This window comes from Erythrobacter sp. HKB08, from assembly GCF_004114695.1.
Classification (GTDB): Bacteria; Pseudomonadota; Alphaproteobacteria; order Sphingomonadales; family Sphingomonadaceae; genus Parerythrobacter_A.
On sequence record NZ_CP035310.1, the window covers coordinates 1680827 to 1706272 of the forward strand.

Genomic DNA, 25446 nt, shown 5'->3' on the forward strand with positions numbered 1-25446 from the left:
GCGAACTGAGGACCGGCAAGCGTGCATAGACAGCGATCCGGTCGCCGCGGTGCGGCGACCTTGACCTATCAGTCGATCGTCACGGTGAAGTAGAGGGTCTTGGTCTCGCCACCCGCCACGTCGTCGAGCGCTTCGCTCACCGATGTATTGGCAGTGGTATAACCATTGACCTCGCTACCGCCCGAGCAAACGCCCGAACCGTCGACCGTGCCATTGACCATGACGTCGCCGGTGGTGCCATAGGCATCCGGGTAGAACGTCACTTCGGCCGGTAGCGTATCGCTCACCGTGATACCGGTGGCGGTCGCAGCGCCCGAAGCGTTCGAAACCTGGATGCAGTATTCGACGCGCGCGCCCGGGATTGCGTAGGGCGACGAGTCGAGGTTGACCGGATCCCAGACGACCCGGCTGGTCTTGACCACGGTCACCGCTGCCGCATCGACCGTGATGGTGTGCGAAGCGGAGTAGTCGCCTTCGTAGTCGGAATCGCTCACGCCCGACAGGTCGGCCAGGACGGTATCGATACCGTTCTTGTCGTTCGCGGTAGCCGTATCGATGATTTCGGCACCGATGCTGCCCGAACCCGCTTCATGCGCGTTCGCGGTCAGGATGATATCCGTCGACTGGCCGTTGGTGGCCGTCGCAGGAATGTCGAACGATACCCAGACATCGAAGCTGGCGTCCGGCGCAAGGGAATCGATGAAGTCGATTTCCTCACCGGCATCATATGCGCCGTTGCTGTTGGAATCGACGAAGATGGTAACGTTTTCAAACGTGTAGTCGGGCGATGCGACCTGCGAAGCGGTCAGATCGAAACCGACGGTATCGTTCGAAAGGTTCGTCACCGTGAACTGGCGGACGACACCATCCTGATTGGCCGAAACCGTCGGCGATGCGCCAACGGCTGCGACCGTCACGTTGATCTTGCGATCGACGGTAAACTCGTCGGTTGCCTCGACGGCAGTCTGTTCGACGCCGCCTACACTGAAGCTGACCGAAACATTGTTCTGGATTATTTCGCCGGCCCCGGTTCCCTCGGCCATCGCGGGCGTCACCGAGAAGGCGACGAGCGCTACCGAACTAACCGCACCCAGCAATTGCCTGGAGCGTTTCATAGCTATGGTCCTCACTTGATTCTTCGCGCTCAAACCCGCCCGCGAAGTCTGGCGGTGGATCCTGGGATCAGCGGATGATCGCCGGATATTCTAAGCGGCCGGTTTCGCCGGGCTCGACGCGGTCGAGGGTCCAGCGAATGTGCGTGACATCGGAATGCACCGCAGCACGGCTCCCGCCTTCTGCGAGAGCTACGACGAGCTCGGACAGGAGGCCCCATGTGTTGCCGCCATCGACCGACACCACGAGCGCCGGATCGGCTTCGGGTGCGAGACGCACGGCCTTGGGAAGGGGGTTGGTCATGACGAAATCATCGACAGCGACACTTCCGGTGTTGGTGTAGTTCGTGCCGAAGATCAGCTTGTCGCCCGGCACCGCCCGGTCGGGTTCGACCAGTTCCGTGCGGGTCTCGCCGCCTTCCTCGATGACTTGCTTGACGACTTTGACGTCGCCTTCGAGCGTGATCGGCTGCGATTGCGCAAAGGCAGCGGCATTGGGAACCGCTACTGCAATCAGCGCTGCGCTGACAATTTTGACGAGCTTTTTCATTATCTTGCGACCTTTTTTGTTAGTCGATTTCAACCTGGAAGGTGACCACTGCGCTCGAGCCGCCGGCAACGGTGCCGAGGTCGACCGAGATGCCTGCTGCGTCCGCCTCGCCGGCATCGTCACCGGTTGCATCGGTCAGCGAAGTACCGTCGAGCGTGAGGGTGCCTGCAGTGTAGGAAGTGCCCGCCGGATAGGCGTCGGTAACGACGAGATCGTCGACCGAACCGCTGCCATCCACGGATGCTGTAATGGTATAGGTGACGATCGAGCCGGGAACGACGGTCGTCCCGCCGAACGGGTCGGCCACGTCGGCTGTCTTCACCAGGGAAACGGTCGTGATACCGACGACGAGTGAGCTGTCGGCTGTCGCGCTCGCGCCGGTCGCTCCGACGACTGCATCGACACCGCTTTCGCCTTGCCCGTCGAACACCGTGCCCGGTGCGCCGGTACCCGTTGCAGCGGCGGCGGTCAGTTGCACGGTGCTTTCCTGCGTATCGGCGGCATCGGCCGGGACGGTCACGACAACAAAGACCGTGATCGCCGCATCCGCATCGAGGACGGATGTCGTCTCGGGTGCAGTCAGGATTTCGTCGATCCCGTCGTCGTAAACCCCGTTGCCGTTGGTATCGACCGCGATCGCGACGACGGTGGTGTCGAAGTCGTTTCCGGCAACCACGGGCTCAGCCGTCAGTTCGAACGCCTCGGGTCCGTTGCCGGTGTTCGTAACCTCGAACGTAAGAACTGCCTGTCCCGGGGCAGTTCCGACCGGACCTGAATCCAGCGTCGTAACCGTCACGTCGAGCAATTCGTCCACCGACAGGTCGACCGTATTGGAATCGACCGTCGTCTCGCCATCCGGCGTCGTATAGGTCGCCGTGGCGGTGTTGGAGATGATCGTGCCGGCATCGACGCCCTCGGCAAGGGCAGGGGTGCTGACAAGCGAGGCTACCAACATGGGGGCAGCAAGGATCGTGCGCGTTTTCATATCCGCGCAACTACGTGGCAGGCGTTAACAATCTCTTTGCCTTGAGCCTTCCCAAGGGTTGCACGCGGCGCGTCGATGCCTTGAAACCGTTCTCAGGAGTGCGAAGCAAATACCGGAAAAACAAGGAAACGATGGTCTCGAAAGAGTGATGCTCCGCAGCGCGAACAGCCATAACTTTTATCGTTAATGTGCGCGCCGATGCGGTTGCCAGATGACCAAGGAGGGGGTTTCGCGCTCACCTGCACTGCGCATGGCTGTGCTCGCGCCGGGCTGGATCGGCAGCTTTCCAACGGCATATGCGGGGATATTCCCACCTCCCGCAGCCACACCCGTGTGCGGCCAACGGCGACGGTCCTTAAGAACGCCGCGCGACAGGGAAACGCGTACGGCCGCCGGCCTCGTTAGAGGCGGAGCGCGGTTTCATGCTGAGATTGAAATGGTCGGGGAGAGAGGATTCGAACCTCCGGCCCCTGCCTCCCGAAGACAGTGCTCTACCAGGCTGAGCTACTCCCCGACCGTGTCGGTCCCGCATGGGTCTAGCCTCACGCGGGTCGAGGCAAGGCGCGCCCTATAGGAGGCGATCGGCGGGGTGGCAAGCGGTCAATTGCAGGTCTAGGGACTTTGCATGGCCACAGCCGCGATTCCCTCCGATTCTTCCGCCGCCCGGCACTACGAGCAGCAGTATCTCGATCTCATGCGCCACATCTGGGAGCGTGGCAGCGAGCGTGTCGATCGCACGGGAATCGGCACGCGCTCGGTTTTCGGCGCGATGCTGCGATTCGATCTGTCGGACGGGCGCATGCCGCTCATCACGACGAAACGGGTCTACTGGAAGACCGCCACGCGCGAGATGCTGTGGTTCCTGACCGGCGAGACCAATATCCGCCCGCTTGTCCTCCAGGGCGTGAAAATCTGGAACGAGTGGCCGCACGCCAACTACGTGCGCGAGACGGGCGAGGACATTTCGCTCGAGGAATTCGTCCAGCGGATCGCGGATGACGAGGCCTTCGCGATACGCTGGGGCGATCTCGGCCCGGTGTACGGCAAGCAGTGGGTCGACTGGCCGACCTATCGCTATCGCAAGGACGGGACCTACGAGAAGGGCGAGGGGATCAACCAGGTCGCCGAGGTCGTCGAATCGCTGCGCAACAATCCCGGCAGCCGCCGGCACATCATCGAAGGCTGGAATGTCGCGGAACTCGACCGGATGGCGCTGCCGCCGTGTCACAAGACCTACCAGTTCCACGTCGGCGACGGGAAGCTGAACTGCGCGCTCTACCAGCGCAGTTGCGACGTCGCGCTCGGCCTGCCGTTCAACCTGTGGTCCGGGGCGCTACTGCAGCGGATGATCGCGCAGCAGGTCGACCTGGAGCCGGGCGAATTCGTCTGGATGGGCGGCGACACCCACCTCTACATCAACCACGAGGAACTGGTGACCGAACAGCTGAAGCGGGAACCCTCGGGCGAGCCGCGGCTTGAAATCCTGCGGCGACCCGATTCGATCTTCGACTACACGATCGAGGATTTCGCGGTGCACGACTACGCTCCGCAGGCCCCGTTGAAGGCGCCGGTCGCCGTCTGATCGCGCCAACTTGACCGTTGCGACGGCGTGAAATAAAATAACGCATACGTATAAGATTGCGTCTGGGAGAAATGTGATGGCCGACAGGGCCGAGGATGCGGGGAAGGGCGGCAACAAGCCTGCTCTGTCGCTGCATGTTCCAGAACCGAAATACCGCCCGGGCGATGCCGTGGATTACTCCGACCTCGACGTCGGTGAACCGGGCAAGCAGCCGCGTCCCGACGAGGCGTGCGACCCGTCCGAGATGCGCGACCTCGCTTATGGTCTCGTCCGCGTGCTGGGCGACGACAACAAGGCGCACGGGCCGTGGGACCCGAAACTCGATGCCGAAACGCTGCGCACCATGCTCGGCCACATGGCCCTCGTGCGCGCATTCGACGAACGCATGTTCCGCGGCCAGCGGCAGGGCAAGACCAGCTTCTACATGAAGTGCACCGGCGAAGAGGCGACCAGCGTTGCCGCCTCGATGGCGCTCGCATCGGACGACATGGTCTTCCCGAGCTATCGCCAGCAGGGCGTGCTGATCGCGCGCGGCTATCCGCTGGTCGAGATGATCAACCAGATCTACTCGAACAAGGGCGACAAGCTGAAGGGCCGCCAGCTGCCGATCATGTATTCGAGCCGCGAGCACAGCTTCTTCTCGATCTCCGGCAACCTCGCCACGCAGACGCCGCAGGCTGTCGGCTGGGCGATGGCGAGCGCGATCAAGGGCGACAGCCGGATCGCAGCGACCTGGGTGGGCGAGGGTTCGACTGCGGAAGGCGACTTCCATTCCGCCTGCACCTTCGCGACCGTCTACAACGCTCCGGTCATCCTCAACGTGATCAACAACCAGTGGGCGATTTCCAGCTTCTCCGGTTTCGCAGGGGCAGAGCGGACTACTTTCGCCGCCCGTGCTCTGGGCTACGGCCTTGCCGGCCTCAGGGTCGACGGCAACGATGCGCTCGCGTGCTTTGCCGCCCAGCGGTGGGCCGCCAACCGTGCCCGCGCGAACGCCGGTCCGACGCTGATCGAATATTTCACCTACCGCGCCGAAGGGCATTCCACGTCCGACGATCCATCTGGATACCGCAGCGCGCAGGAGCGTGAGGAATGGCCGCTCGGCGATCCGGTCATGCGCCTCAAGCGCCACCTGATCGAACTCGGCGAATGGGACGAGGAGCGGCAGGAAAAGATGGACGCCGAATGTGCCGAGCGCGTGAAAGCGGCAACCAAGGAAGCCGAGAAGAACGGCATCCTCGGCCATGGCCTGCACCACCCGTTCCACACCATGTTCGAAGACGTTTACGAGGAACTGCCCTGGCACCTCGAAGAACAGGCTGCGCAGGCGATCCGCGAGCGCGAGATCAAATGGCCCGAGGGTCGACCCCAGGGGGGGAAGGCATAATGAGCCAGACCAAGACCAAGACCGCTCCCAAGACCGGCGAGACTTCCGACGAACGCCGGATCAACATGATCGAGGCGATCAACGACGCGCTCGACATCATGCTCGAGCGCGATCCTGACGTGATCGTGATGGGCGAGGACGTGGGCTATTTCGGCGGCGTGTTCCGTTGCACCGCGGGCCTGCAGGAAAAGCATGGCAAGACGCGCGTGTTCGACACGCCGATTTCCGAATGCGGCATCATCGGTGTCGCGGTGGGGATGGGGGCCTATGGCCTGCGCCCGGTGCCGGAAATCCAGTTCGCCGATTATATCTACCCCGGCCTCGACCAGCTGATCTCCGAAGCGGCGCGCCTGCGTTATCGCTCGGCCAACGATTACATCGCGCCGATGACGGTCCGTTCGCCCTTTGGCGGCGGTATTTTCGGCGGCCAGACGCACAGCCAGAGCCCGGAGGCGATCTTCACCCACGTCTCGGGCCTCAAGACGGTCATTCCCTCGACGCCCTACGACGCGAAGGGCCTGCTGATCAGCGCGATCGAGGACAACGACCCGGTCATCTTCTTCGAGCCGAAGCGCATCTATAACGGCCCGTTCTCCGGCTATTACGACAAGCCGGTCGAACCGTGGAAGCGCCACAAGGACAGCGTGGTACCGGAAGGCTACTACAAGATCCCGCTCGGCAAGGCGCGCACGGTCACCGATGGCGAGGAACTGACGATCCTTGCGTACGGGACCATGGTCCACGTCGCCGAGGCGGTCTGCCGCGAGAAGGGCGTCGAGGCGCATATCCTCGACCTGCGCACGCTGGTCCCGCTCGATATCGAGGCGATCGAAGCATCGGTCAGGAAGACCGGCCGCTGCCTGATCGTCCACGAAGCGACGCGCACCTCGGGCTTCGGCGCGGAGCTGTCCGCTCTCGTCACCGAGCGCTGCTTCTATCACCTCGAAGCCCCGGTCGAACGCGTGACCGGCTTTGACACTCCGTATCCGCACAGCCTCGAATGGGCCTATTTCCCCGGCCCGGTTCGCATCGGCGAAGCAATCGACAAGATCCTGTCGGAATGAAGCAGATACCCTTCGAGCTTCCCGCGTCCGTCGCGGATTTCCGGCCGGTAGCGGTCGAGCGTTGGCTGGTCGGCCTGAACGCGGAATTCGAAGAGGGCACATCTCTCGTGTCGGTCGAAACCGAGATCGCGATTGTCGAACTGCCGAGCCGCTACCCTGGACGGCTGGCGGCAGTTCACGTTGACGATGGCGGACCTGTTTCGATGGGCGACGTGATAGCGACGATTGAAGTGACCGATTGGGTCTTTGAAAACATGGTATGCGAGTAATCGAGATGGCGAAATTTACCTTCAACATGCCCGATGTGGGCGAGGGCGTTGCCGAGGCGGAAATCGTCGATTGGCACGTGAAGGTCGGCGACCAGGTCGAAGAGGACCAGCATCTCGTCGACGTGATGACCGACAAGGCGACGATCGACATCGAAAGCCCGGTCACCGGCAAGGTGCTCGAAGTCGCAGGCGAAGTCGGCGACATCATCTCGGTTGGCGCGATGCTGCTCGTGATCGAGGTCGAGGGCGAAGTCGAAGAGGCTGCGGAGGGAGAGGCGGCTCCTGCTCCGGCCCCGGCGCCCAAGGCCGAAGTGGTGGAAGAGCGTATCGAGGTCGAAACCTCCGATGCGAGCGATGCCGACGATGCGATGGCGGCCGATCCCGAGCCTGCCCCCGCACAGCCGTCGCCGCCTGCTCCCGAACCGAAGCCGCATGCCAAGGTTCTCGCCACGCCCGCAGTGCGCAAGCGCGCGCGCGACCTCGGCATCGACCTTGCCCAGGTCAAGCCGGCAGAGGATGGCCGCATCCGTCACGGCGACCTCGACCAGTTCCTCTCCTACAACAGCGCCTACACCGGCGCGGCGCGCACCCGCGCGGACGAGGAGAAGAAGGTCATCGGCATGCGCCGCCGCATTGCCGAGAACATGGCTGCCTCCAAGCGCAACATCCCGCACTTCTCCTATGTCGAGGAAGTGGATGTCACCGATCTCGAGGACATGCGCGCGGACCTCAACGCGAACCGCGGCGACAAGCCCAAGCTGACGATCCTGCCGCTGCTGATCACCGCGATCTGCAAGACGCTGCCGGATTTCCCGATGATCAACGCCCGCTACGACGACGAGGCGGGTATCGTCACGCGTCACGGCGCGGTTCACATGGGGATGGCGACGCAGACCGACGCCGGCCTGATGGTCCCGGTCATCCGCGATGCGCATGCGCGCAACCCGTGGCAGCTCGCCAATGAAATCGCGCGTCTTGCGGAAGCTTCGCGCACGGGCAAGGCGAAGTCGGAAGAGCTTTCCGGCGGCACGCTGACCGTGACATCGCTCGGCCCGCTCGGCGGTGTCGCTACGACGCCGGTCATCAATCGTCCGGAAGTCGCGATCATCGGCCCGAACCGCATTATCGAACGACCGATGTATGTGGCGGACGGCAATGGCGGCGAGCGGATCGAGAAGCGCAAGCTGATGAATATCTCCATCAGCTGCGACCACCGCGTGGTCGACGGCTATGATGCGGCGAGCTTCATCCAGGCGCTCAAGAAGCTGATCGAAACGCCGGTGCTGCTGCTGGCGGACTGATCCGTCAGCGCACGATCGCGCTGTAGGTCAGCCGACCCGAACTGCTGCCGAACGTCCGCAAGCGGATGTGCGTAACCTCTTCGGGGGCGGCGAGCCTGCGCCCGACGCGCAGATTGCCGAGCTGGCCCCAGCTGCGCCCGCCATCGACCGAGACTTCGAGCTCGTCCGAACTTGCGCGCTGAAATTGCAGCGATTCGGGAATCGGGCTGGAAACGACGGTCCCCCGACGCGCTTCGGCCCCGGTCCATTCGACGACGAGTACCACGCGGTCGCCGCGGCGCAGGTTTTCCGCGCGCTCGACGGTGCGCGTGCTCGCAGCGTCCATGCTCTCGACGAACACTGCGCGCGACAGGGCCACGCGGTCCTGTGCGGCAACGCTGCCTGTGCAAACCAGCGCTCCGAGCGCCAAAAATGCCCCAATTCGCATCGCCAGGCCCCCTTTTGTTGCGGCGACGGTTGATGGGGAGGGGTGTCGCAGCGAAGGGCGAAAATATGGTTAACGCGGCGCTAGCCATGGGGTGTTTGAAGGAAGTGCAAATTCCTGCATTTTTTGGCCCCATTTTGCGTTGACACCATATGCCACGGGCCGTATTGGCGCGTCTCCCAAGAGGCGCTGCCGCCAAGATGCGCGGGTGTAGCTCAGTTGGTTAGAGTGTCGGCCTGTCACGCCGAAGGTCGCGGGTTCGAGTCCCGTCACTCGCGCCACTTGGGACCCTTTTTTCGGAAAACCTATTCTTGTGACTGCGCAGCGATCCTGCGCAGGTTTTCCTCGTGCCCGGCCTTGTCGATCTTGTAGCGCGACAGGAAGGCGAGCGAGGTCAACCACAGGATCAACAGCGAGGGCGCGTAGAATGCGCCGAGCGCCCAGATCGTGTCGGGATCGACCGTTCCCGGCTCTGCACCCTCGGGGAAAGCAATCGCCGACAGGATGAGGCCGGCTGCGAGCACGCCAAGGCCTTGCGTGGTCTTCCGGGTGAAAGTGATCGCTGCGTAATAGACGCCCTCGTTACGTCGCCCGGTGCGCACCTGGTTCGCCTCGACGAGGTCCGCGATCATCGAGAAGGCGACGGCCTGCACAGCGATTATGAGCGCGAGGTCGAGCATGTTGATCGTCAGCACCAGCGGGAAGAGGATCGGATCTCCGTTCTCCGGCATGATGCCTGCAAGCCGGGCGAGGACCGGTGCCGGCTGGATCGTGAAGGCGAGTATGCCGAGCGTGATCGTCGCCCGTTTCTTGCCGAGCTTGCGCGTCATGTAAGGCGCGATGAGGAAGCCGAGCAGCGCGGAAATGAAGACCGTGCAGGTCCAGATAAAGAGCTGGAATTCGCTGAATTCCCAGAAATAGTTGAGAATGAGGAAGGCGAGTGCTGCCGAAAGGCCGGTCGCCACGGCGAACAGCACCGTCGAGAAGAAGAGCGCGATGAAGCTGCGCTCGCTCAGCACTTCGACCATTTCGCGGAAGATGCGCCGCACGCTATATTTCTCGCCGGTCGCGACCGGTCGGTGGAGGTGCGGAATGCGGTGATGCGTGCCGAGCGCCGAGATCATGATCGCTGCGAGGATCAGCAGCGAGCCGATGATGCCGTAGGTCTCGTACGCTCCGCGATCGCGCATGCCGAGCGGGCCGGTCAGCAGCACGCCGAACATGATGATGCTCATCACATTGCCGCCCGACCAGCCGAAGAACAGGCGGTAGGATTGCAGGCTCGTGCGCTCCTCGTAGTTGCGCGTGAGCTCGGGGATCAGCGCGGAGCTCGGCGTTTCGTAGAATGTGATGAATGTGCGGATCAGCACGGCGAGGACCGTGAGGTAGACGAACAGGCCCGCATCGCCCCAGTCGGGCGGATTCCACAGCAGGAAGTAGCTCAGCGCCACGGGGATCGCGGCGGCATACATGAAGGGATGCCGACGTCCCCAGCGCGAGCGGAAATTGTCCGACCAGTAGCCGACCAGCGGGTCGCTGATCGCGTCGAAAACGAGGGCTATCAGGATGGCGAGGCCGACGAGGCCCGGTTCGAGCCCGACCACTGTTCCGTAGAACAGCAGCAGGAAATAATCGAAACCGTTGTTCTTGATGCCGAAGGCCGCGGCGCCGAAGCCGTGCGCCAGCTTCAGGCCGACTGACGGCCGATCGTCGGACGCATTCTGCGCCTCGTTTTCATTCGCCATTCGGCGCTCTCCCTTGCCCGCAGGCTAGCAGGAGGATGCGCGATGGCAATCCGGCAAATTCAGCCCTTCCGGCCGGTCTCCATCCATATGAGGAAGCGGCGCAGTGGCAGCAGCCACACTATGCCGAGCAGGAGATAGACCAGCGTCTGCACGAGCGTGGGCCAGCCCTCGATCAATTCGGGCACGTAACGCGCAATGACGAGCGCATATACCGTCAGGCCGACGACCAGCAGCAATATGCCGACAGGGATGCGCCAGGTGGGTTGGTCTCTCATGAAATCTCTACCTCGAACAGTCGGGTCGGCGTGACGACAGCGTCCAATATGCGGTCGTGTTCCTCGCAGGGAAGCTCGTCGCATAGCTGCGCGTCCCAGGCGAGACCGATGGCGAGTGTCCCCGGATGATCGGCAAGCCAGCGGTCGTAATGTCCGCCGCCCTGGCCGAGGCGGTGCCCGTCCTGTGTGAAACCGACGAGCGGCATGAACAACACGTCGGGGACCAGCGCCTCCGCATCGCTGCCGGGCTGGAGCAGGCCGAACGGCCCGACCTCGAGATCGCTGTCGCCGAAGGGATCGGTCCAGGCGGCGAATTCCATCGGTGCTGTCTTGCCTGCGAACCGGGGGAGGGCGATCGCGTGCCCTCGCTCGATGAAGAACCCCGCGTAGTTGGCCGTCGGGCACTCCAGCGAATTGGCGTGGTAGAGGCCGATGACCGCATCGGGCGCAATCCTTTCCAGCACCGGATTGGGCGGCTGGCGGAACAAGAGGCCGCGGATCGCGTCGGGCAGGGCCTCGACATGTGCGCGCCGTTCCTCGCGCAGCCGTTTCCGAAGATCGCGCTTGGCCTGCACCTTGGGTTGTCGCTCCTGCTGAAATCGAGTGGCGGAACCACCATGGGTCGTTTGCCGGGAAATCCTCTGACGCCTAAACGTCAGGTGGGCGCCGTATACCCCAGTCCCCAGGACGAACCCGTATTCCAGGGCAGGGACAGCTCCCTTGGATTGCTTATAGCCTCAGGGATATTCACGAACGGCTCGTGCCGGGCAGTCCCGCCGACTGGCTATCTAGGGCTGCGCGGTGCGACCCTCAAGCTTGTCGGCACAATTTTCGAGCAGGTCGGCAAATCTTTCGAGCGCAGGGGCGAGGTCTGCCACATCGGCGCCCGCCGCGCCGCTGTCCGACGGGAAGGGGTGCGGCGGGATTGCGCTCGCCTGTTCGAGCTTCTCGCGAAGTTCGGCGGCTTCCTGTTCCAGCTCCGTAACGCGCGCCTGGGCGGCATCGCGGTCTTTCTCCGCCTCGTGGGCTTCGTTGCGGCGCGAGATGAGCTGGCCGCGAAGCTCGTCGACTTCGGATGCATGGCGCTGCTGCGCGGACTGGATCCCGTCGAGCTCGCTTTCCAGCTCGGCGATGCGCGCCTTGAGTTCATCGGTCTGGCCGGTCGCGTTGCGCGCCTCGCGCTTCGCCTCGTCCAGTTCGGCTTCGACAGCCTTGCGACCTTCGGCAGCGGAGATCACCTGCTTGCGTGCTTCGTGCAAATCGTCGGCGACGAAGAGCCCGGCAAAAAGCAGGTTCTGCGATTCCTGCGGCGAGAGTGTGCCCATCGCCTTGAGCTTTTCGTCGAGCATCTCGCTCAGCGTGACAACATGCGCCTCTTCGCCTTCTCCGCAAGCGACGGCGTAAGTGCGTCCGCCGATCGAGACTTTCACCTCGCTCATTCGCCGATCTCCGCGATAAGCGCGTCGAGACTGGCGATCTGTTCGGAGACGACGGAGCGCAGGCGCTCGTTCTCGGCTTCGAGTTCAGGGTTGCCGGAGCTATCGCCGGGCACGGAATCGGCCACGGCTGCGATGCGCGCAAGCGCGGCCTCGATGCGCGATACGGCGTCCTCTATCCGGTCCCCACTCATGGCCTGTATTTATCGCCGAATTCGCGGCTGCGCAAAGGGTTGGCGCGGCCTGTTGAAAACTGTGCTCAACAAAGCGCGCCGGGATCGCGGTGGATGCGGGCGGCCAGCGTCCTTGACCTCGCCCGACGCGTCCGCGAAGGCTTCGCGCGCCCGAATCATGCTGGACTCGCGTCCTGCGAGCAGCCCTGCAACAGGAGCCTACCCGAATGAGCCTAGATCCCGCGCGAATGGTCCCCATGGCAAACGCCATCAGGGCCTTGTCGATGGATGCGGTGCAGGCGGCGAATTCGGGGCACCCCGGCATGCCGATGGGCATGGCCGACGTCGCGACCGTCCTGTGGTCGAAATATCTGAAGTTCGATCCTTCCGCGCCGGACTGGGCAGACCGCGACCGCTTCGTGCTGAGCGCGGGCCACGGTTCGATGCTTATCTATGCGCTGCTCCATCTCTCGGGCTACGAAAACCCGACGATGGAAGACATCCGCAACTTCCGCCAGCTGGGCAGCCCATGCGCCGGCCACCCGGAAAACTTCCTCCTCCCCGGCGTGGAATGCACCACCGGCCCGCTCGGCCAGGGGCTCGCGATGGCCGTCGGCATGGCGATGGCGGAGCGGCACCTCAATGCGGTTCACGGTGACGACCTCGTCGATCACCGCACCTGGGTCATCGCGGGCGACGGCTGCCTGATGGAAGGCATCAACCACGAGGCGATCGGTCTTGCCGGCCACTTGAAGCTCGGCCGCATGATCGTCCTGTGGGACGACAACAACATCACCATCGATGGCGACACCGACCTGTCGACCAGCGAGGACATCAAGGCCCGCTACCGCGCGACCGGCTGGCACGTCGCCGAATGCGACGGGCACGACTTCAACGACATCGAGCGCGCGATCGACGAAGCGGTTGCCGACGATCGCCCCTCGCTCGTCGCGTGCAAGACCGTCATCGGCAAGGGCGCGCCCAACAAGCAGGGCACCAGCGCGACCCACGGCGCACCGCTCGGTGCGGACGAAATCGCCGCGGCCCGCGAAACGCTGGGCTGGGAATACGAACCCTTCGTCGTGCCGGACGATATCCTGTCCGACTGGCGCGCGACCGGTGAAAGCGGGAAGAAAGCGCATGCCGAATGGCAGCAGCGCCTCGACAGCGACACCGGCCGCAAGGCTGCCTTCGAGAACGGCACCATGCATGCCGGCGACCTCGCGGGCCCGGCGCTCGAAGGGCACATCGCTGCCCTGGTGGCCGAGCCGCAGAAGGTCGCGACCCGCAAGGCTTCGGAAATGGCGCTCACCGCGCTGACGGCGAAGATCCCTAACATGATCGGCGGCAGCGCCGACCTGACCGGCTCGAACAACACCAAGACCGCTTCGACCGCGCCGATGAGCGCGGACGATTACTCAGGCCGCTATGTCTATTACGGCATCCGCGAGTTCGGCATGGCCGCGGCGATGAACGGCATGGCGTTGCACGGCGGCATCATCCCCTACGGCGGCACCTTCCTCATCTTCAGCGACTATGCGCGCAACGCGATCCGCATGTCGGCGCTGCAGGAAGCCGAAGCGATCTACGTGATGACGCACGATTCGATCGGTCTCGGCGAAGACGGCCCGACCCACCAGCCGGTCGAGCAGGTCATGAGCCTGCGCCTTATCCCGAACCTCAATGTGTTCCGCCCGGCAGACGTCATCGAAACGGCCGAGTGCTGGGCGCTGGCGCTGCAGGCCAAGGGCACGCCTTCGGTCCTGTGCCTCTCGCGCCAGGGCCTCCCGCAGGTCCGCGGCGAGGGCGACGAGAACTGGAGCGCGTCCTCCAACCGCTCGGCCAGGGGCGCCTATCGCCTCAAGGCTGCGGGCGCCGACCGCAAGGTCGTGCTGATCGCGACGGGCAGCGAAGTCGCGCTAGCCCTCGAAGTGGCCGCGCAGCTCGAAGGCAAGGGCATCGGCGCGGACGTCGTCTCCATGCCGAGCATGGAGCACTTCGAAGCGCAGGACGATGCCTACAAGGCGGACATCCTCGGCGGCGATGCGCTGCGCGTTTCGATCGAGGCGGGCACGACGCTCGGCTGGGAACGCTACACCGGGACGGACGGCATCAACATCGGCCTCGACCGTTTCGGCGCATCGGCCCCGGCGGAGGAACTCTTCGCCAAATTCGGCTTCACGGCGGACGCTATCGTTCCGCAAATCATGAACAAACTGAACGGCTAAGCAGGAGCATTTTTCATGGCGACCAAGGTTGCAATCAACGGTTTCGGACGCATCGGCCGCCTCGTGGCGCGTGCCATTCTCGAGCGTGACGATCACGACCTCGATCTGGTCTCGATCAACGACCTGGCCGACACCAAGTCGAACGCCCTGCTGTTCCAGTACGACAGCACGCATGGCCGTTTCCCCGGTACGGTCGAAGTCGATGGCGACGCGATCGTCGTCAACGGCAAGTCGATCAAGGTCACCAGCGAGCGTGACCCGGGCAACCTGCCGCACGGCGAGCAGGGCATCGACATCGTGCTCGAATGCACCGGCTTCTTCCAGAGCCACGAAGCTGCCGAGCCGCACCTCAAGGCGGGCGCCAAGCGCGTGCTGATCTCGGCCCCGGCGAAGAACGTCTCGGCGACGATCGTTTACGGCGTGAACCACGACATCCTGACCTCGGGCGACGTGATTGTTTCGAATGCGAGCTGCACCACCAACTGCCTCTCGCCGATGGCCAAGGTGCTGCACGACACGGTTGGCATCGAGCGCGGTTTCATGACCACGATCCACAGCTACACCAACGACCAGCGCATGCTCGACCAGATGCATTCCGACATGCGCCGTGCGCGCGGCGGTGCGCAGAACATGATCCCGACCACCACCGGCGCTGCCCGTGCGGTCGGCCTCGTCCTGCCCGAACTCGCCGGCAAGCTCGACGGCTCCTCGGTCCGCGTGCCGACGCCGAATGTCAGCCTCGTCGACCTGGTTTTCACCCCGGGCCGCGACACCAGCGCGGAAGAACTGAACGCCGCGCTCAAGGCGGCTGCCGAAGGTCCGATGAAGGGCGTGCTCGACTATACCGAGCAGCCGCTCGTCAGCAACGACTTCAACCACCACCCGGCAAGCTCGACCATCGACAGCCTCGAAACCTCGGTCATGGAAGGCAAGCTCGCCCGCGTCGTTTCGTGGTATGACAACGAGTGGGGCTTCTCGAACCGCATGATCGACACCGCCGGAGTGATGGCCGGCCTGCTGTAAGGGCAAAGCAATGGCGAACTTCAAAACCCTCGACGACCTTGGCGATATCACCGGCAAGGTCGCGCTGGTGCGCGTCGACCTGAACCTGCCGATGAAGGACGGCTCGGCGACCGACGTAACCCGCGTCGAAGCGGTCAAGCCGACCATTCTCGAACTGTGCGATCGCGGGGCGAAAGTCCTGCTCCTCGCGCATTTCGGGCGGCCCAAGGGCCAGCGTCACTCGACCATGAGCACCAGCTTCGTGCAGGGCGATGTCGAGGAAGTGCTCGGGAAGGAAATCATGTTCGTGCCCGAGGTCATGGGACCGGTGGTCGAACAGTCGCTTGGCATTCTGCGCAATGGCGATATCGGCCTGCTCGACAACGTGCGCTTCTGGCCGGGCGAAGAAGCCAACGATCCCGAGTTCGCCAAGGGTATCGCCGCGCATGGCGATTTCTACGTCAATGACGCCTTTTCCGCTGCGCACCGCGCGCATGCCTCGACCGAGGGGCTGGCGCACCACCTCCCGGCCTATGCGGGCAGGGCGATGGAAGCCGAACTCAAGGCGCTCGACGCCGCGCTCGGCAATCCGGAGCAGCCGGTGGCGGCAGTCGTCGGCGGGGCGAAGGTATCGACAAAGCTCGACGTGCTTCAGAACCTCGTCGGCAAGGTGCAGCACCTGATCATCGGCGGCGGTATGGCCAATACCTTCCTCGCCGCGCGCGGGGTCGATGTCGGCAAGTCGCTGTGCGAGCACGACCTGACCGACACCGCCAACGCCATCATGGACAAGGCCGACCACGCCGGCTGCACGGTGCATCTGCCTTATGACGTCGTGGTAGCGAAGGAATTCGCCGCAAACCCGCCGTCGCTGCGCACCTGCAACGTGCACGAAGTCTCGAGCGACGAGATGATTCTCGACATCGGCCCGCAGGCGGTCGAGGCGCTGGCCGACGTTCTTAAGACCTGCCGCACGCTGGTCTGGAACGGTCCGCTCGGCGCCTTCGAGACCGAGCCGTTCGACGCGGCGACGGTCTCGCTGGCGCGCACCGCGGCTGCCCTGACGCAGGACGGCTCGCTCAAGTCGGTCGCCGGCGGCGGCGATACGGTGGCTGCTCTCATGCATGCCGGTGTCGCGGGCGATTTCTCCTATATTTCAACGGCTGGCGGCGCGTTCCTCGAATGGATGGAAGGCAAGGAGCTGCCCGGCGTGAAGGCTCTGCAGGCATGAGCGAGAACGAAGCCGTCGGCGCTTCCGGCGGGCTGGTCACCGTAACCGAGGGCGAGTTCGCCGGCTGGAAATGCTGGCAGGGCGATGCGTTCGAGGAACGCGCCGGACCCTTCTACGAAAAGCTCGACGAGAACGGCGAGCCGGTTGTCGCCTTCCGGGCAGAGCCGCGCCACATGAACGGTGCGGGCTTCATGCACGGCGGTTGCCTGATGACCTTCGCCGACAGCGCGATCTTCTCGATTGCCCGCGAGGCGATGGACGGATCGCATGGCGTCACCATGAGCATGACCAGCGATTTCCTCGATGCCGCGCGCGTCGGGCAGCTGATCGAGGCGCGCGGACAGGTCACGCGGGCAGGGGGCAAGACCGTCTATGCCCGCGGGATCGTAACCGCGGACGGCAAGCCGGTGTTGAGCTTCACCGGCATCATCCGGAAAATCCGCCGCTGACCATGCCGGAAACGCGCCACCTCTTCGCCACTCCCTTCGTGATCGACACGTTGCAGAGCGAAGAGGGGCTGCGGATGCTGCGCGATGCGATCGAGGCGGAGCATGCGCGCGACGCTGACGGCGTCAGCATTTCCAATATCGGCGGATGGCATTCCAACACGCAGATGCTCGATTGGGGCGGCGAGGCCGCGCGGGCGCTTGCACTGAAGGCGATGCAGCTTGCCGATGCGCAGACGCTCGACGTGCGCAGCCCAGATGACAGCCGCTTCACCTGGCACCCCGAGATGTGGGCAAATGTCAGCGGCAAGGGCAATGCCAACCAGTATCACTTCCACCCCGGCAGCTACTGGTCGGCGGTCGCCTATGTCGACGATGGCTATGACGGGGACGAGAACCCGGAACTCGGCGGCGAACTGCAGTTGCTCGACCCGCGCATGCCGATGGTGCGCATGACTGCACCCGACCTGCGAATGCGGGGCGAGGGCGGCGATGCGCAGCAGAACGAGGTGCTGGTGCGTCCGCGAACCGGCATGATCGTGATGTTCCCCAGCTGGCTCCAGCACGCGGTGCGCGCGTTTCTCGGCCAAGGCACGCGCATTTCCATCGCGATCAACCTCATCCCGGTGCTGAAGCGGGGCTGATGGACGCGCATCTCGAAAAGGGTGCGAAAGCTCGCCGGGGACGGTTGCGGGCGGCACCGCTGCGCGTTAGAGGCGCGGCGCGTGCATTCGTATGCACGGACAAGTTTCACGACGAGGATCATCCATGAATTTCGACGAAATGACCGCCAAGATCGCAACCGGTGACGGCTTCATCGCCGCGCTCGACCAGTCGGGCGGTTCGACCCCCAAGGCGCTTCGCGGCTACGGCGTCGAGGACGACGAATGGAACGGCGACGAGGAAATGTTCGCCAAGATCCACGAAATGCGCTGCCGCATCGTCGAAAGCCCGGCTTTCACCGGCGAGAAGGTCGTCGGGGCGATCCTGTTCGAAAAGACCATGGAAGGCTGCACGCAAGACGGCTCGCCGATCCCGCACAAGCTGCGCGCCAAGGGCATCGTCCCGTTCCTCAAGGTCGACAAGGGCATGCACGACACCGAGAACGGCGTGCAGCTGATGAAGGAGATGCCGGAACTCGACGCGAACTGCGCGCGGGCGAAGGAACTCGGCGTGTTCGGCACCAAGATGCGCTCGGTCATTCACGACGCGAATGCAGAGGGCATTGCCGCGAACGTTCGCCAGCAGATGGACTTCGGTCTCCAGATCCTCGGCAACGGCCTCGTCCCGATCCTCGAGCCGGAAGTGAGCCTGAAGAGCGAGACCCGCGCCGAAGCGGAATCCATGCTGCTCTCGAGCGCACTCGAACAGCTCGAGCGCGTGCCTGAAGGCAAGCAGGTCATGTGGAAGCTGACCATCCCGGCCGAGCCGAACACCTACAAGGCGCTGACCGAGCATCCCAAGGTGCTGCGCGTCGTGGCGCTGTCGGGCGGCTATTCGCGCGACGAGGCATGCAGCGAGCTCGCGAAGAACGGCGGCATGATCGCCAGCTTCAGCCGCGCGCTGCTCGAGGAACTGCGCCAGCAGATGGACGACAAGCAGTTCGACGAGGCGCTCGAAAGCGCAATCGACGAGATCTACGCAGCCAGCGTCGCGGGTTGATCAGACAAAAAAGCTAAATCTGAAACGCTGGCCGGTCGGCTCCCTTCTTGATGTGAGCCGACCGGCCATCGTCGTATTAGGGCTGCAGTTCCTTGCAGGTTTCGGTCAGGCCGAGAAACAGCCAGCCGAACAGGCAGCCGAGGGTGTAGCCGTATTCGCCGTCCTTGCTGGCCATCGCCGGTGCCGAGGTGAAGGCCAGGCCTGCGACCGCGGCAAGCATGACTGCGTGCTTGGTGTACTTCTTTGCCATTTGTTTATTTTCCTTTCAGACCCAAATAAACAGGGTGATTCGAAAGTAAAATGGCCTATCATGCTCTGTCAAATAGGTCATTTATACTTCTTGTGGATTGCGTGGGCCGCGCTGAGCGCACCGATCTTTGCTTATCGACGCCTATGCTGCGAGGCGTTAAGGCGTTGCCGATGCAAGACGATATCTCAACCCAGCTGTACCTGATCTCCCCGCTCGATGTGGGCGGGGACTTCCCCGATCGTCTCGCCCGCGCGCTCGATGCGGGCGAGGGGCTTGTCACGGCATTCCAGTTCCGCGTGAAGGGTGTGGAGCAGCACGAGGCAGCAAAACTCGCCGAACCGCTGCAGGCGACCTGCGCCGAGCGGGACGTTGCCTTCATCGTCAATGACAGCATCGCACTGGCGAAGCGCTTGAAGGCAGATGGCGTCCACCTCGGCCAGAAGGACGGCAATCCGAAAGAGGCGCGCGAGGAATTGGGTCGCGAGGCGCAGATCGGCGTCACCTGCCACGCCTCGCGCCACCTCGCGATGGAAGCGGGCGAGGCGGGGGCGGACTATGTCGCTTTCGGCGCCTTCTTCCCTTCGACCACCAAGGACACCGAGCATCGGGCAGAGGTCGACCTGCTCGAATGGTGGACCCAGCTGTTCGAAATTCCCTGCGTCGCCATCGGCGGCATAACGCCCGATAATTGCAAGCCCCTGATCGAGGCTGGTGCGGACTTCCTCGCCGTGTCGGGCTCGGTGTGGAACGGCGACGAAGTTGCTGCGATCAAGGCATTTTCGGAGCAAATCGCCAGCGCGTGAGTTGGGTGCTCATGAAGGGGCGGGTCGCGTCCCCGTTTCATGAGGGAGCTACCCATGCGCAAACTTCTTACCATCGCCGTATCGTCCATCGCCCTTGCCGCATGTGGCGGCTCGCCGGAGCAGGCCGAGCAGCCGGAAACGACTGCCTCCGCAGAACCCCAGACAGATTACGGTTACGAGACCTACAGCGAGGATAACCTCGCCGACACGATGGCCTCCAACGACGATCGCTACATGACCGAAGCCAGCGACGGTGGCGGCGATAGTGCACAGAAGTCAGACACCCCCGACAGCGAGAAGCGCCCGGTCATGCAGGCGCAGGTCGTGCTCGACCGGATCGGTTTCGGCCCGGGCGTAATCGACGGCAAGATGGGCATGAGCACCGAGAACGCGCTGATGGGTTTCCAGGAAGCGAACGATCTCGACACGACCGGCAAGCTCGACGAGGCGACCAAGCAGGCGCTCGCCGAATGGGACCGCATTCCGGCAACGCGTGTCGTGACGATCCCGGCAAGCTGGGGCGAGCAGGATTACACGGACATTCCGGAAGATACGGCAGAAAAGGCCAAGCTGGAGCGGCTCGGCTACAAGTCGCTCGACGAGCGGCTGGCGGAGCGCTTCCACACGACCGTCGATGTGCTCAAGCAGCTGAATCCAGGGGGCAAGCCCGCCGGAATGGGCGTCTCGCAAACCGCGTCATCGGATAGTGCTAGCGAGAAGGCGCAGGGACAATCGTCCAGCTTCTTCACCGCCGGCCAGCAGGTCCGCGTTCCCAACATCGGCGGCGACCGCATCGCCAAGGGCGCGATCGAGAAGGCCGACTGGCAACGCACTCTCGCAAGTCTCGGAGTCGGCAGCGACCAACCGCAAGTCGACAAGATCGTCGTGAGCAAGAAGGGCGACACGCTGAAGGCCTACCAGGGCGAGAAGCTCGTCGCGCTTTTCACGGTCAGTTCCGGGTCCAGCGAATTTCCTTTGCCGCTGGGCGAATGGGATATCCTCGGTATCGCGCACAACCCGCCGTACAGCTACGACCCGGAAGTCCTCTCGGGTGGAAGCCGCGACGGCGAGGAATACACCTTGCCGCCGGGTCCCAACGGGCCGGTCGGGATCGTCTGGATCGATCTCAGTAAGGAGCATTACGGCATCCACGGCACGCCCGAGCCCGAAACCATCGGCCGCGCGCAAAGCCATGGCTGTGTTCGCTTGACGAATTGGGACGCGGCAAGGCTGGCCGGGATGGTCTCTCAGCAGACGCAGGTGATTTTCGAAGCCTAAGCGGCTAGAGTCGAAAAATGCAGATTGTCGACCGTATCCTCACGATCATCATCACCGCCACGCTGACGAGTGCCGTCTGGATCGTGGCGGGCGGCTCCCTGATCGAGAACGCCACGGCGGACAGCCAGCGCGCTGCCACCCGCCCGGCGGAGGCCGCGCCGAGCCCGGTGCCGCCGATCGTACTCGGCAACGACAGCATGATGGAGCCCGGCGCTACCGATGCGGCCGATGCCGGCGGGCTCGATGTCGAGACGGTGGCAACGCCGGACGCGGACACGGCACGGCAGCTGATGGTGCCGGTCAAGAACATCCGCCCGGGCGATCTCACCGACACTTTCAGTGATACGCGTGGCGGCGGTGCCCGCATGCATGAAGCGATCGACATCATGGCTCCGCGCGGGACGAGCGTTGTGGCTGCAGCGCCCGGCGTGGTCGAGAAGCTGTTCACCTCGAAGGCGGGCGGCAAGACGATCTACGTCCGCTCGCCCGACCGCCTGACGATCCACTACTACGCGCATCTCGATGAGTATGCGCAGGGGCTGAAGGAAGGTCAGCGGGTCCGACGCGGGCAGCGCCTCGGCACGGTCGGCTCATCGGGCAATGCCGACGATGCCTCGCCTCACCTGCATTTCGCGATCCTCCAGACGACCGAGCAGGCCGAATGGTGGGAGCCGGCGAACGCGGTGAACCCCTTTCCGCTGCTGACCGACAGGTAGCGTTTAGCCGGGGCGCGCCCCGCTGCGGCGCACGCAGCGCATCCGGCCTGCCTCGCCGTCCTTCTCGATGACCCGCAGCGTTCCGCTCGAAATTCGCTCGAAGCGCATGCCCTTCATCGGACCGCGGGTAAAAGTCACCGTATCGCCTGCGAGCAGGTATGTGCCCGAGCCTTCGTCGGTGTGATAGCTCGAGGCATTGTCGACCACGAAGCCCTTGCCGGGCAACTCCTGCCAGGCAAGCCCGCCTGCATCGCCCGGGAGCGAACAGACGTATTCGCCATGCGGCAGCGTACCGAGCCTGCCCGGCACGGCGGACAGCGGTGCGGTGAGGGCGATCGCGGTGCCCATGCAGGCGATGGCGGAAAGAATTCGAGCGTGCTTCATGCTGACCTTCGGATAGCGAAGCGGCGCGCCTAGCGCCAGCCGCCTTGCTCCGGAATGAAGGGTGGGCTAAAGGCGCGGGCCAATTCAGGCCGCCTGTGGCGGTCGCAATTCCTTATCGAAGGCTCTTTCCCATGAAGATCAGCGGCGTGGACATCCGTCCGGGCAATATTCTCGAATACGAAGGCGGCATCTGGAAGGTCGCCAAGATCCAGCACACGCAGCCCGGCAAGGGCGGCGCCTACATGCAGGTCGAGATGAAGAACCTGCAGGACGGCCGCAAGACCAACGTCCGCTTCCGCAGCGCCGACACGGTCGAGAAAGTGCGCCTCGATACGGCGGACTATCAGTTCCTTTACGAAGACGGCGACATGCTCGTTTTCATGGACCAGAACACATACGAGCAGATCAACCTGCCGTCCGACCTGCTGGGCGATGCGCGCCCGTTCCTGCAGGACGGCATGCAGGTGAAGCTCGAGCTGTGGGAAGAAAAGCCGATCTCGGTCGAACTCCCGCAGCAGGTCGAAGCCGAAATCGTCGAAGCCGACGCGGTGGTGAAGGGGCAGACCGCTTCCTCCAGCTACAAGCCGGCGGTTCTCGACAATGGCGTGCGTATCATGGTCCCGCCGCACATCGAAAGCGGCACGCGCATCATCGTTGACGTTTACGAGCAGAGCTACGTCGGCAAGGCCGGCTGATACGCTCTCACCAAGGAGGTCGCTCATGGCAGGTGCCGGTCATCCCAAGCTGGAAGGCATCGATATCGAGGGGAGTTACATCCTCGGAGTGATCTACGACGATGTCTCGCTGACGCTGGAAATGGATTTCCGCCTGAAGGAAAGCCATCCGAAATATGCGGAACCGGCAGAGGGCGAGGACGGTTGTTTCCGGCAGGGGTTCATTCGCTTTGCCGACATGGACGACCTCAGGCTGCGCAAGGCGAAAGCCGAAGAAGGCAAGGAAGTCGATTACAGCGACATCTATTCCGCTACCTTCGACGGCGATTATGCGAATATCGCCAGCGGCTGGGGTGAAATCGAATTGACGGCGCAATCGATCCAGATCGCGCTCGACTAACAGGAAGTAGTTTTATCATGGTAGCCCTTCCGGGTGTAATCCGCGTCATGGAACGCGCCGCGCGCAAGGCGGGTGGTCGCCTGCGCCGCGACTTCGGCGAAATCGAGCACCTGCAGGTCAGCCGCAAGGGACCGGCGGACTTCGTCTCCAAGGCAGACATGCGCTCCGAACGCACGCTCTACGACGAGCTCAAGGCCGCGCGCCCCGACTGGGGCTTCCTGCTCGAGGAAGCGGGCGAGATCGAAGGCGATCCCGACCAGCCGCGCTGGGTCATCGACCCGCTCGACGGGACGAGCAACTTCCTCCACGGCATTCCGCATTTCGCGATCAGCATCGCGGTGCAGGAACCCAAGCTCGGCGGCGGTGGCTGGGGCGATGTGACCTATGCGTGCATCTACCAGCCGATCACCGACGAGACCTTCTGGGCAGAGAAATCGCGCGGCGCATGGCTGCACGATGGTCGCCTGCGCGTATCCTCGCGCCGAAACCTGTCGGATTCGCTGATTGCGACCGGCATTCCCTTCCAGGGCGTCGGCAATTTCGAGGAATGGACGAAGATCTACCGCGCGATCGGGCCGGAAGTTGCAGGCATCCGCCGTTTCGGCGCCGCCTCGCTCGACCTCGCCTGGGTCGCGGCAGGCCGCTTCGACGGATACTGGGAAAGCTCGCTCAGTCCTTGGGACACGGCGGCAGGGTGCCTTTTGGTGCGCGAGGCGGGCGGTTTCGTGAGCGACTATCGCGGTCGCAGCCAGCCGATCCACGACGAAACCATCCTTGCGGCGAACGACCAGCTTCACACCAGGCTCCACAAGCTGCTGGCCGGAGCGCTTAAGGCTTGATGACGGTTTGCGGCGCGGCTATCCGCGCCGCTCCCGCAGAAGTGCCCCTGTGGCGGAATCGGTAGACGCGAGCGACTCAAAATCGCTTTTCTTCGGAAGTGCCCGTTCGAGTCGGGCCAGGGGCACCAGATTTCTTAGCGCTAGTCCACCGCGATCCGCACCTTGACGACGCCGTCCTCACGGCTGTCGAACAGGCGATAGGCTTCCGCGCCTTCCGATAGCGAGAAATCGTGGCTGAACAGGCCATCGGCTTTCACGCGGCCCTGCTGCACAAGCGGGACGAGATGGGGCCACATGTTCTGCACGTCGCACACCCCGCCACGCACGGTCACGTTCTTGAACAGGATGAGCGGCAGGGGGAGGGTGTCCTCCGGCTCGGGAATGCCGATGAAGCTCGCGTTTCCGCGATGCGCGACGATCGGCAGGACGCTGGCAATGGCACCGCTTGCGCCCGAGGCTTCGAAGACCGAATCCGCACCGCGGCCACCGGTCAACTCGCGTACCTGCTTCTGCAGGTCTACTCCGGGCGATAGCGTCGTCGCGCCAAGCTTTTCCGCCATTTCGCGGCGGGAGGCGACCGGATCGATCGCGATGACCTGCGCCGCCCCGAGCGCATAGGCCAGTTCCACGCCGATCAGCCCGATCGGGCCGAGGCCGACGACCGCGACAGTCCCGCCCGGTTTCGGCTCAGCGCGCGTCAGGCCGAAATAGGCGGTCGCCATTGCATCGGTCAGCAGCATCGCCTGGTCGTCGGTCAGCCCGTCGGTCGAGTAGAGCGTGCGGTCGGCATTGGGGACGCAGACATACTCCGCCTGTCCGCCCTCGAGACCCGGCCCGATGCCGAATGCAGTCGCAACCGGGCACTCCATCGTCCGGCCCGTCTTACACGCCGGGCAGTTGCCACAGCCGGTCCCTCCGGCCGCCAGCACCTTGTCGCCGACCTTGAAGCTGTGAACCTCGGGCCCGGCTTCGACCACTTCGCCGATGAATTCGTGACCGCAGCAGAATTTCGGGCTGTCGGCGCCATATTCGGTGCTGCCGATATGTGCGCCGTGGTACATGTGAAGGTCGCTGCCGCAGATCGAGCAGGACGAAACCTTCAGGATCGCGCTGTTCGGGCTGCGCAATTCGGGATCGTCGTAGCTCTCGTAGCGAATGTCTCGCGGCCCGTGGAACACCAGTGCTTTCATGCGTAACCTCTCCTTGGGAAAGCACCGTGCGCCAAGCGCA

The 25446-nt window shown here is 63.8% G+C and carries 29 protein-coding genes, 3 tRNA genes and 1 other RNA gene; 19 read left to right on the top strand and 14 right to left on the bottom strand.

What is annotated here, in order from left to right:
• Positions 1–68: 68 nt before the first annotated feature.
• From EO245_RS08055 to EO245_RS08070, 4 genes are all read right to left on the bottom strand, one after another.
• A complete protein-coding gene (locus tag EO245_RS08055) occupies positions 69–1115 on the bottom strand; it encodes a DUF11 domain-containing protein (protein ID WP_128892435.1) in 1047 nt (348 codons plus the stop codon).
• 67 nt (positions 1116–1182) lie between these two features.
• Positions 1183–1662: a hypothetical protein gene (locus EO245_RS08060; RefSeq protein WP_128892436.1), complete on the bottom strand. Its 480-nt coding sequence runs from the start codon at positions 1660–1662 to the stop codon at positions 1183–1185.
• 19 nt (positions 1663–1681) lie between these two features.
• Complete coding sequence (locus EO245_RS08065) at positions 1682–2647, bottom strand: DUF11 domain-containing protein (protein ID WP_128892437.1); 966 nt, start codon at positions 2645–2647, stop codon at positions 1682–1684.
• Between the two features lie 437 nt (positions 2648–3084).
• Positions 3085–3161: transfer RNA gene (locus EO245_RS08070), tRNA-Pro, on the bottom strand.
• A 111-nt stretch (positions 3162–3272) separates the two neighbouring features.
• Between EO245_RS08070 and thyA the strand changes: the two genes are divergently transcribed.
• The 5 genes from thyA (at position 3273) to EO245_RS08095 (ending at position 8250) form a co-directional block, all read left to right on the top strand.
• The gene (gene thyA, locus EO245_RS08075; RefSeq protein WP_128892438.1) at positions 3273–4229 is read left to right on the top strand and encodes a thymidylate synthase; all 957 of its coding nucleotides are present in this window, start codon (positions 3273–3275) and stop codon (positions 4227–4229) included.
• 76 nt (positions 4230–4305) lie between these two features.
• Positions 4306–5616, top strand: coding sequence for a 3-methyl-2-oxobutanoate dehydrogenase (2-methylpropanoyl-transferring) subunit alpha (locus EO245_RS08080; protein WP_128892439.1), 1311 nt, complete (start codon positions 4306–4308; stop codon positions 5614–5616).
• Positions 5616–6680: an alpha-ketoacid dehydrogenase subunit beta gene (locus EO245_RS08085; protein WP_128892440.1), complete on the top strand. Its 1065-nt coding sequence runs from the start codon at positions 5616–5618 to the stop codon at positions 6678–6680. Before EO245_RS08080 ends, EO245_RS08085 begins: the two co-directional genes overlap by 1 nt.
• Positions 6677–6949, top strand: a complete 273-nt coding sequence (locus tag EO245_RS08090) for a lipoyl domain-containing protein (protein WP_164931285.1) — start codon at positions 6677–6679, stop codon at positions 6947–6949. The genes EO245_RS08085 and EO245_RS08090 overlap by 4 nt, the downstream gene beginning before the upstream one ends.
• Positions 6950–6954: 5 nt before the next feature.
• Positions 6955–8250 carry a dihydrolipoamide acetyltransferase family protein gene (locus EO245_RS08095; protein ID WP_128892442.1) on the top strand — a complete coding sequence of 432 codons (1296 nt, stop codon included), beginning with the start codon at positions 6955–6957 and terminating at the stop codon, positions 8248–8250.
• Positions 8251–8254: 4 nt separating this feature from the next.
• Here the strand turns inward: EO245_RS08095 and EO245_RS08100 are convergent, their stop codons facing one another.
• Positions 8255–8608, bottom strand: coding sequence for a hypothetical protein (locus tag EO245_RS08100; RefSeq protein WP_128892443.1), 354 nt, complete (start codon positions 8606–8608; stop codon positions 8255–8257).
• 270 nt (positions 8609–8878) lie between these two features.
• On the opposite strand from EO245_RS08100, the gene EO245_RS08105 reads away from it, so the two are divergent.
• Positions 8879–8955: transfer RNA gene (locus tag EO245_RS08105), tRNA-Asp, on the top strand.
• A gap of 24 nt (positions 8956–8979) precedes the next feature.
• Here the strand turns inward: EO245_RS08105 and EO245_RS08110 are convergent.
• The 6 genes from EO245_RS08110 to EO245_RS08135 form a co-directional block, all read right to left on the bottom strand.
• The gene (locus EO245_RS08110) at positions 8980–10419 is read right to left on the bottom strand and encodes an MFS transporter (protein ID WP_128892444.1); all 1440 of its coding nucleotides are present in this window, start codon (positions 10417–10419) and stop codon (positions 8980–8982) included.
• Between the two features lie 59 nt (positions 10420–10478).
• Complete coding sequence (locus tag EO245_RS08115) at positions 10479–10694, bottom strand: DUF2842 domain-containing protein (RefSeq protein ID WP_128892445.1); 216 nt, start codon at positions 10692–10694, stop codon at positions 10479–10481.
• Complete coding sequence (locus EO245_RS08120; protein WP_128892446.1) at positions 10691–11269, bottom strand: 5-formyltetrahydrofolate cyclo-ligase; 579 nt, start codon at positions 11267–11269, stop codon at positions 10691–10693. The genes EO245_RS08115 and EO245_RS08120 overlap by 4 nt, the downstream gene beginning before the upstream one ends.
• Positions 11270–11299: 30 nt before the next feature.
• Positions 11300–11471, bottom strand: a non-coding RNA gene (gene ssrS / locus EO245_RS08125) — 6S RNA.
• An 11-nt stretch (positions 11472–11482) separates the two neighbouring features.
• Positions 11483–12133, bottom strand: a complete 651-nt coding sequence (gene zapA, locus EO245_RS08130) for a cell division protein ZapA (protein ID WP_128892447.1) — start codon at positions 12131–12133, stop codon at positions 11483–11485.
• On the bottom strand, positions 12130–12324 hold the full coding sequence (locus tag EO245_RS08135; RefSeq protein ID WP_128892448.1) for a hypothetical protein: 195 nt from the start codon (positions 12322–12324) through the stop codon (positions 12130–12132). Before EO245_RS08135 ends, zapA begins: the two co-directional genes overlap by 4 nt.
• Before the next feature lie 206 nt (positions 12325–12530).
• Between EO245_RS08135 and tkt the strand changes: the two genes are divergently transcribed.
• From tkt to EO245_RS08165, 6 genes are all read left to right on the top strand, one after another.
• Entirely contained in the window at positions 12531–14531 is a 2001-nt protein-coding gene (tkt, locus tag EO245_RS08140; protein WP_128892449.1) for a transketolase, read from the top strand.
• Between the two features lie 15 nt (positions 14532–14546).
• A complete protein-coding gene (gene gap / locus EO245_RS08145; protein ID WP_128892450.1) occupies positions 14547–15554 on the top strand; it encodes a type I glyceraldehyde-3-phosphate dehydrogenase in 1008 nt (335 codons plus the stop codon).
• A gap of 10 nt (positions 15555–15564) precedes the next feature.
• Positions 15565–16764 (top strand): phosphoglycerate kinase, encoded by a 1200-nt coding sequence (gene pgk, locus EO245_RS08150; protein ID WP_128892451.1) that lies wholly within the window; start codon positions 15565–15567, stop codon positions 16762–16764.
• Positions 16761–17213 (top strand): PaaI family thioesterase, encoded by a 453-nt coding sequence (locus EO245_RS08155; RefSeq protein WP_128892452.1) that lies wholly within the window; start codon positions 16761–16763, stop codon positions 17211–17213. Before pgk ends, EO245_RS08155 begins: the two co-directional genes overlap by 4 nt.
• Before the next feature lie 2 nt (positions 17214–17215).
• The gene (locus EO245_RS08160; RefSeq protein ID WP_128892453.1) at positions 17216–17854 is read left to right on the top strand and encodes a 2OG-Fe(II) oxygenase family protein; all 639 of its coding nucleotides are present in this window, start codon (positions 17216–17218) and stop codon (positions 17852–17854) included.
• Positions 17855–17978: 124 nt separating this feature from the next.
• Positions 17979–18872: a fructose bisphosphate aldolase gene (locus EO245_RS08165; protein ID WP_128892454.1), complete on the top strand. Its 894-nt coding sequence runs from the start codon at positions 17979–17981 to the stop codon at positions 18870–18872.
• 76 nt (positions 18873–18948) lie between these two features.
• On the opposite strand, the gene EO245_RS13390 is transcribed toward EO245_RS08165, so the two are convergent.
• Complete coding sequence (locus EO245_RS13390; protein ID WP_164931286.1) at positions 18949–19122, bottom strand: hypothetical protein; 174 nt, start codon at positions 19120–19122, stop codon at positions 18949–18951.
• A gap of 170 nt (positions 19123–19292) precedes the next feature.
• On the opposite strand from EO245_RS13390, the gene thiE reads away from it, so the two are divergent.
• From thiE to EO245_RS08180, 3 genes are read left to right on the top strand one after another with little or no spacing between them, the layout of a single operon-like run.
• Positions 19293–19925 carry a thiamine phosphate synthase gene (gene thiE / locus EO245_RS08170; RefSeq protein WP_128892455.1) on the top strand — a complete coding sequence of 211 codons (633 nt, stop codon included), beginning with the start codon at positions 19293–19295 and terminating at the stop codon, positions 19923–19925.
• 54 nt (positions 19926–19979) lie between these two features.
• The gene (locus EO245_RS08175; RefSeq protein WP_128892456.1) at positions 19980–21203 is read left to right on the top strand and encodes a L,D-transpeptidase family protein; all 1224 of its coding nucleotides are present in this window, start codon (positions 19980–19982) and stop codon (positions 21201–21203) included.
• Positions 21204–21220: 17 nt separating this feature from the next.
• Positions 21221–21919, top strand: a complete 699-nt coding sequence (locus EO245_RS08180; RefSeq protein WP_128892457.1) for a M23 family metallopeptidase — start codon at positions 21221–21223, stop codon at positions 21917–21919.
• Between the two features lie 3 nt (positions 21920–21922).
• Here the strand turns inward: EO245_RS08180 and EO245_RS08185 are convergent, their stop codons facing one another.
• Positions 21923–22303, bottom strand: coding sequence for an elongation factor P (locus EO245_RS08185; RefSeq protein WP_234026856.1), 381 nt, complete (start codon positions 22301–22303; stop codon positions 21923–21925).
• A 131-nt stretch (positions 22304–22434) separates the two neighbouring features.
• Here EO245_RS08185 and efp point away from each other — a divergent pair, with 131 nt between their 5' ends.
• The 4 genes from efp (at position 22435) to EO245_RS08205 (ending at position 24344) form a co-directional block, all read left to right on the top strand.
• Complete coding sequence (gene efp, locus EO245_RS08190) at positions 22435–22998, top strand: elongation factor P (protein ID WP_128892458.1); 564 nt, start codon at positions 22435–22437, stop codon at positions 22996–22998.
• A gap of 25 nt (positions 22999–23023) precedes the next feature.
• On the top strand, positions 23024–23377 hold the full coding sequence (locus EO245_RS08195) for a hypothetical protein (protein ID WP_128892459.1): 354 nt from the start codon (positions 23024–23026) through the stop codon (positions 23375–23377).
• Between the two features lie 17 nt (positions 23378–23394).
• Complete coding sequence (locus tag EO245_RS08200; protein ID WP_128892460.1) at positions 23395–24216, top strand: inositol monophosphatase family protein; 822 nt, start codon at positions 23395–23397, stop codon at positions 24214–24216.
• 43 nt (positions 24217–24259) lie between these two features.
• Positions 24260–24344, top strand: a tRNA-Leu gene (locus EO245_RS08205).
• Between the two features lie 12 nt (positions 24345–24356).
• Here the strand turns inward: EO245_RS08205 and EO245_RS08210 are convergent.
• Positions 24357–25406 (bottom strand): alcohol dehydrogenase catalytic domain-containing protein, encoded by a 1050-nt coding sequence (locus EO245_RS08210; protein WP_128892461.1) that lies wholly within the window; start codon positions 25404–25406, stop codon positions 24357–24359.
• Positions 25407–25446 lie beyond the last annotated feature (40 nt).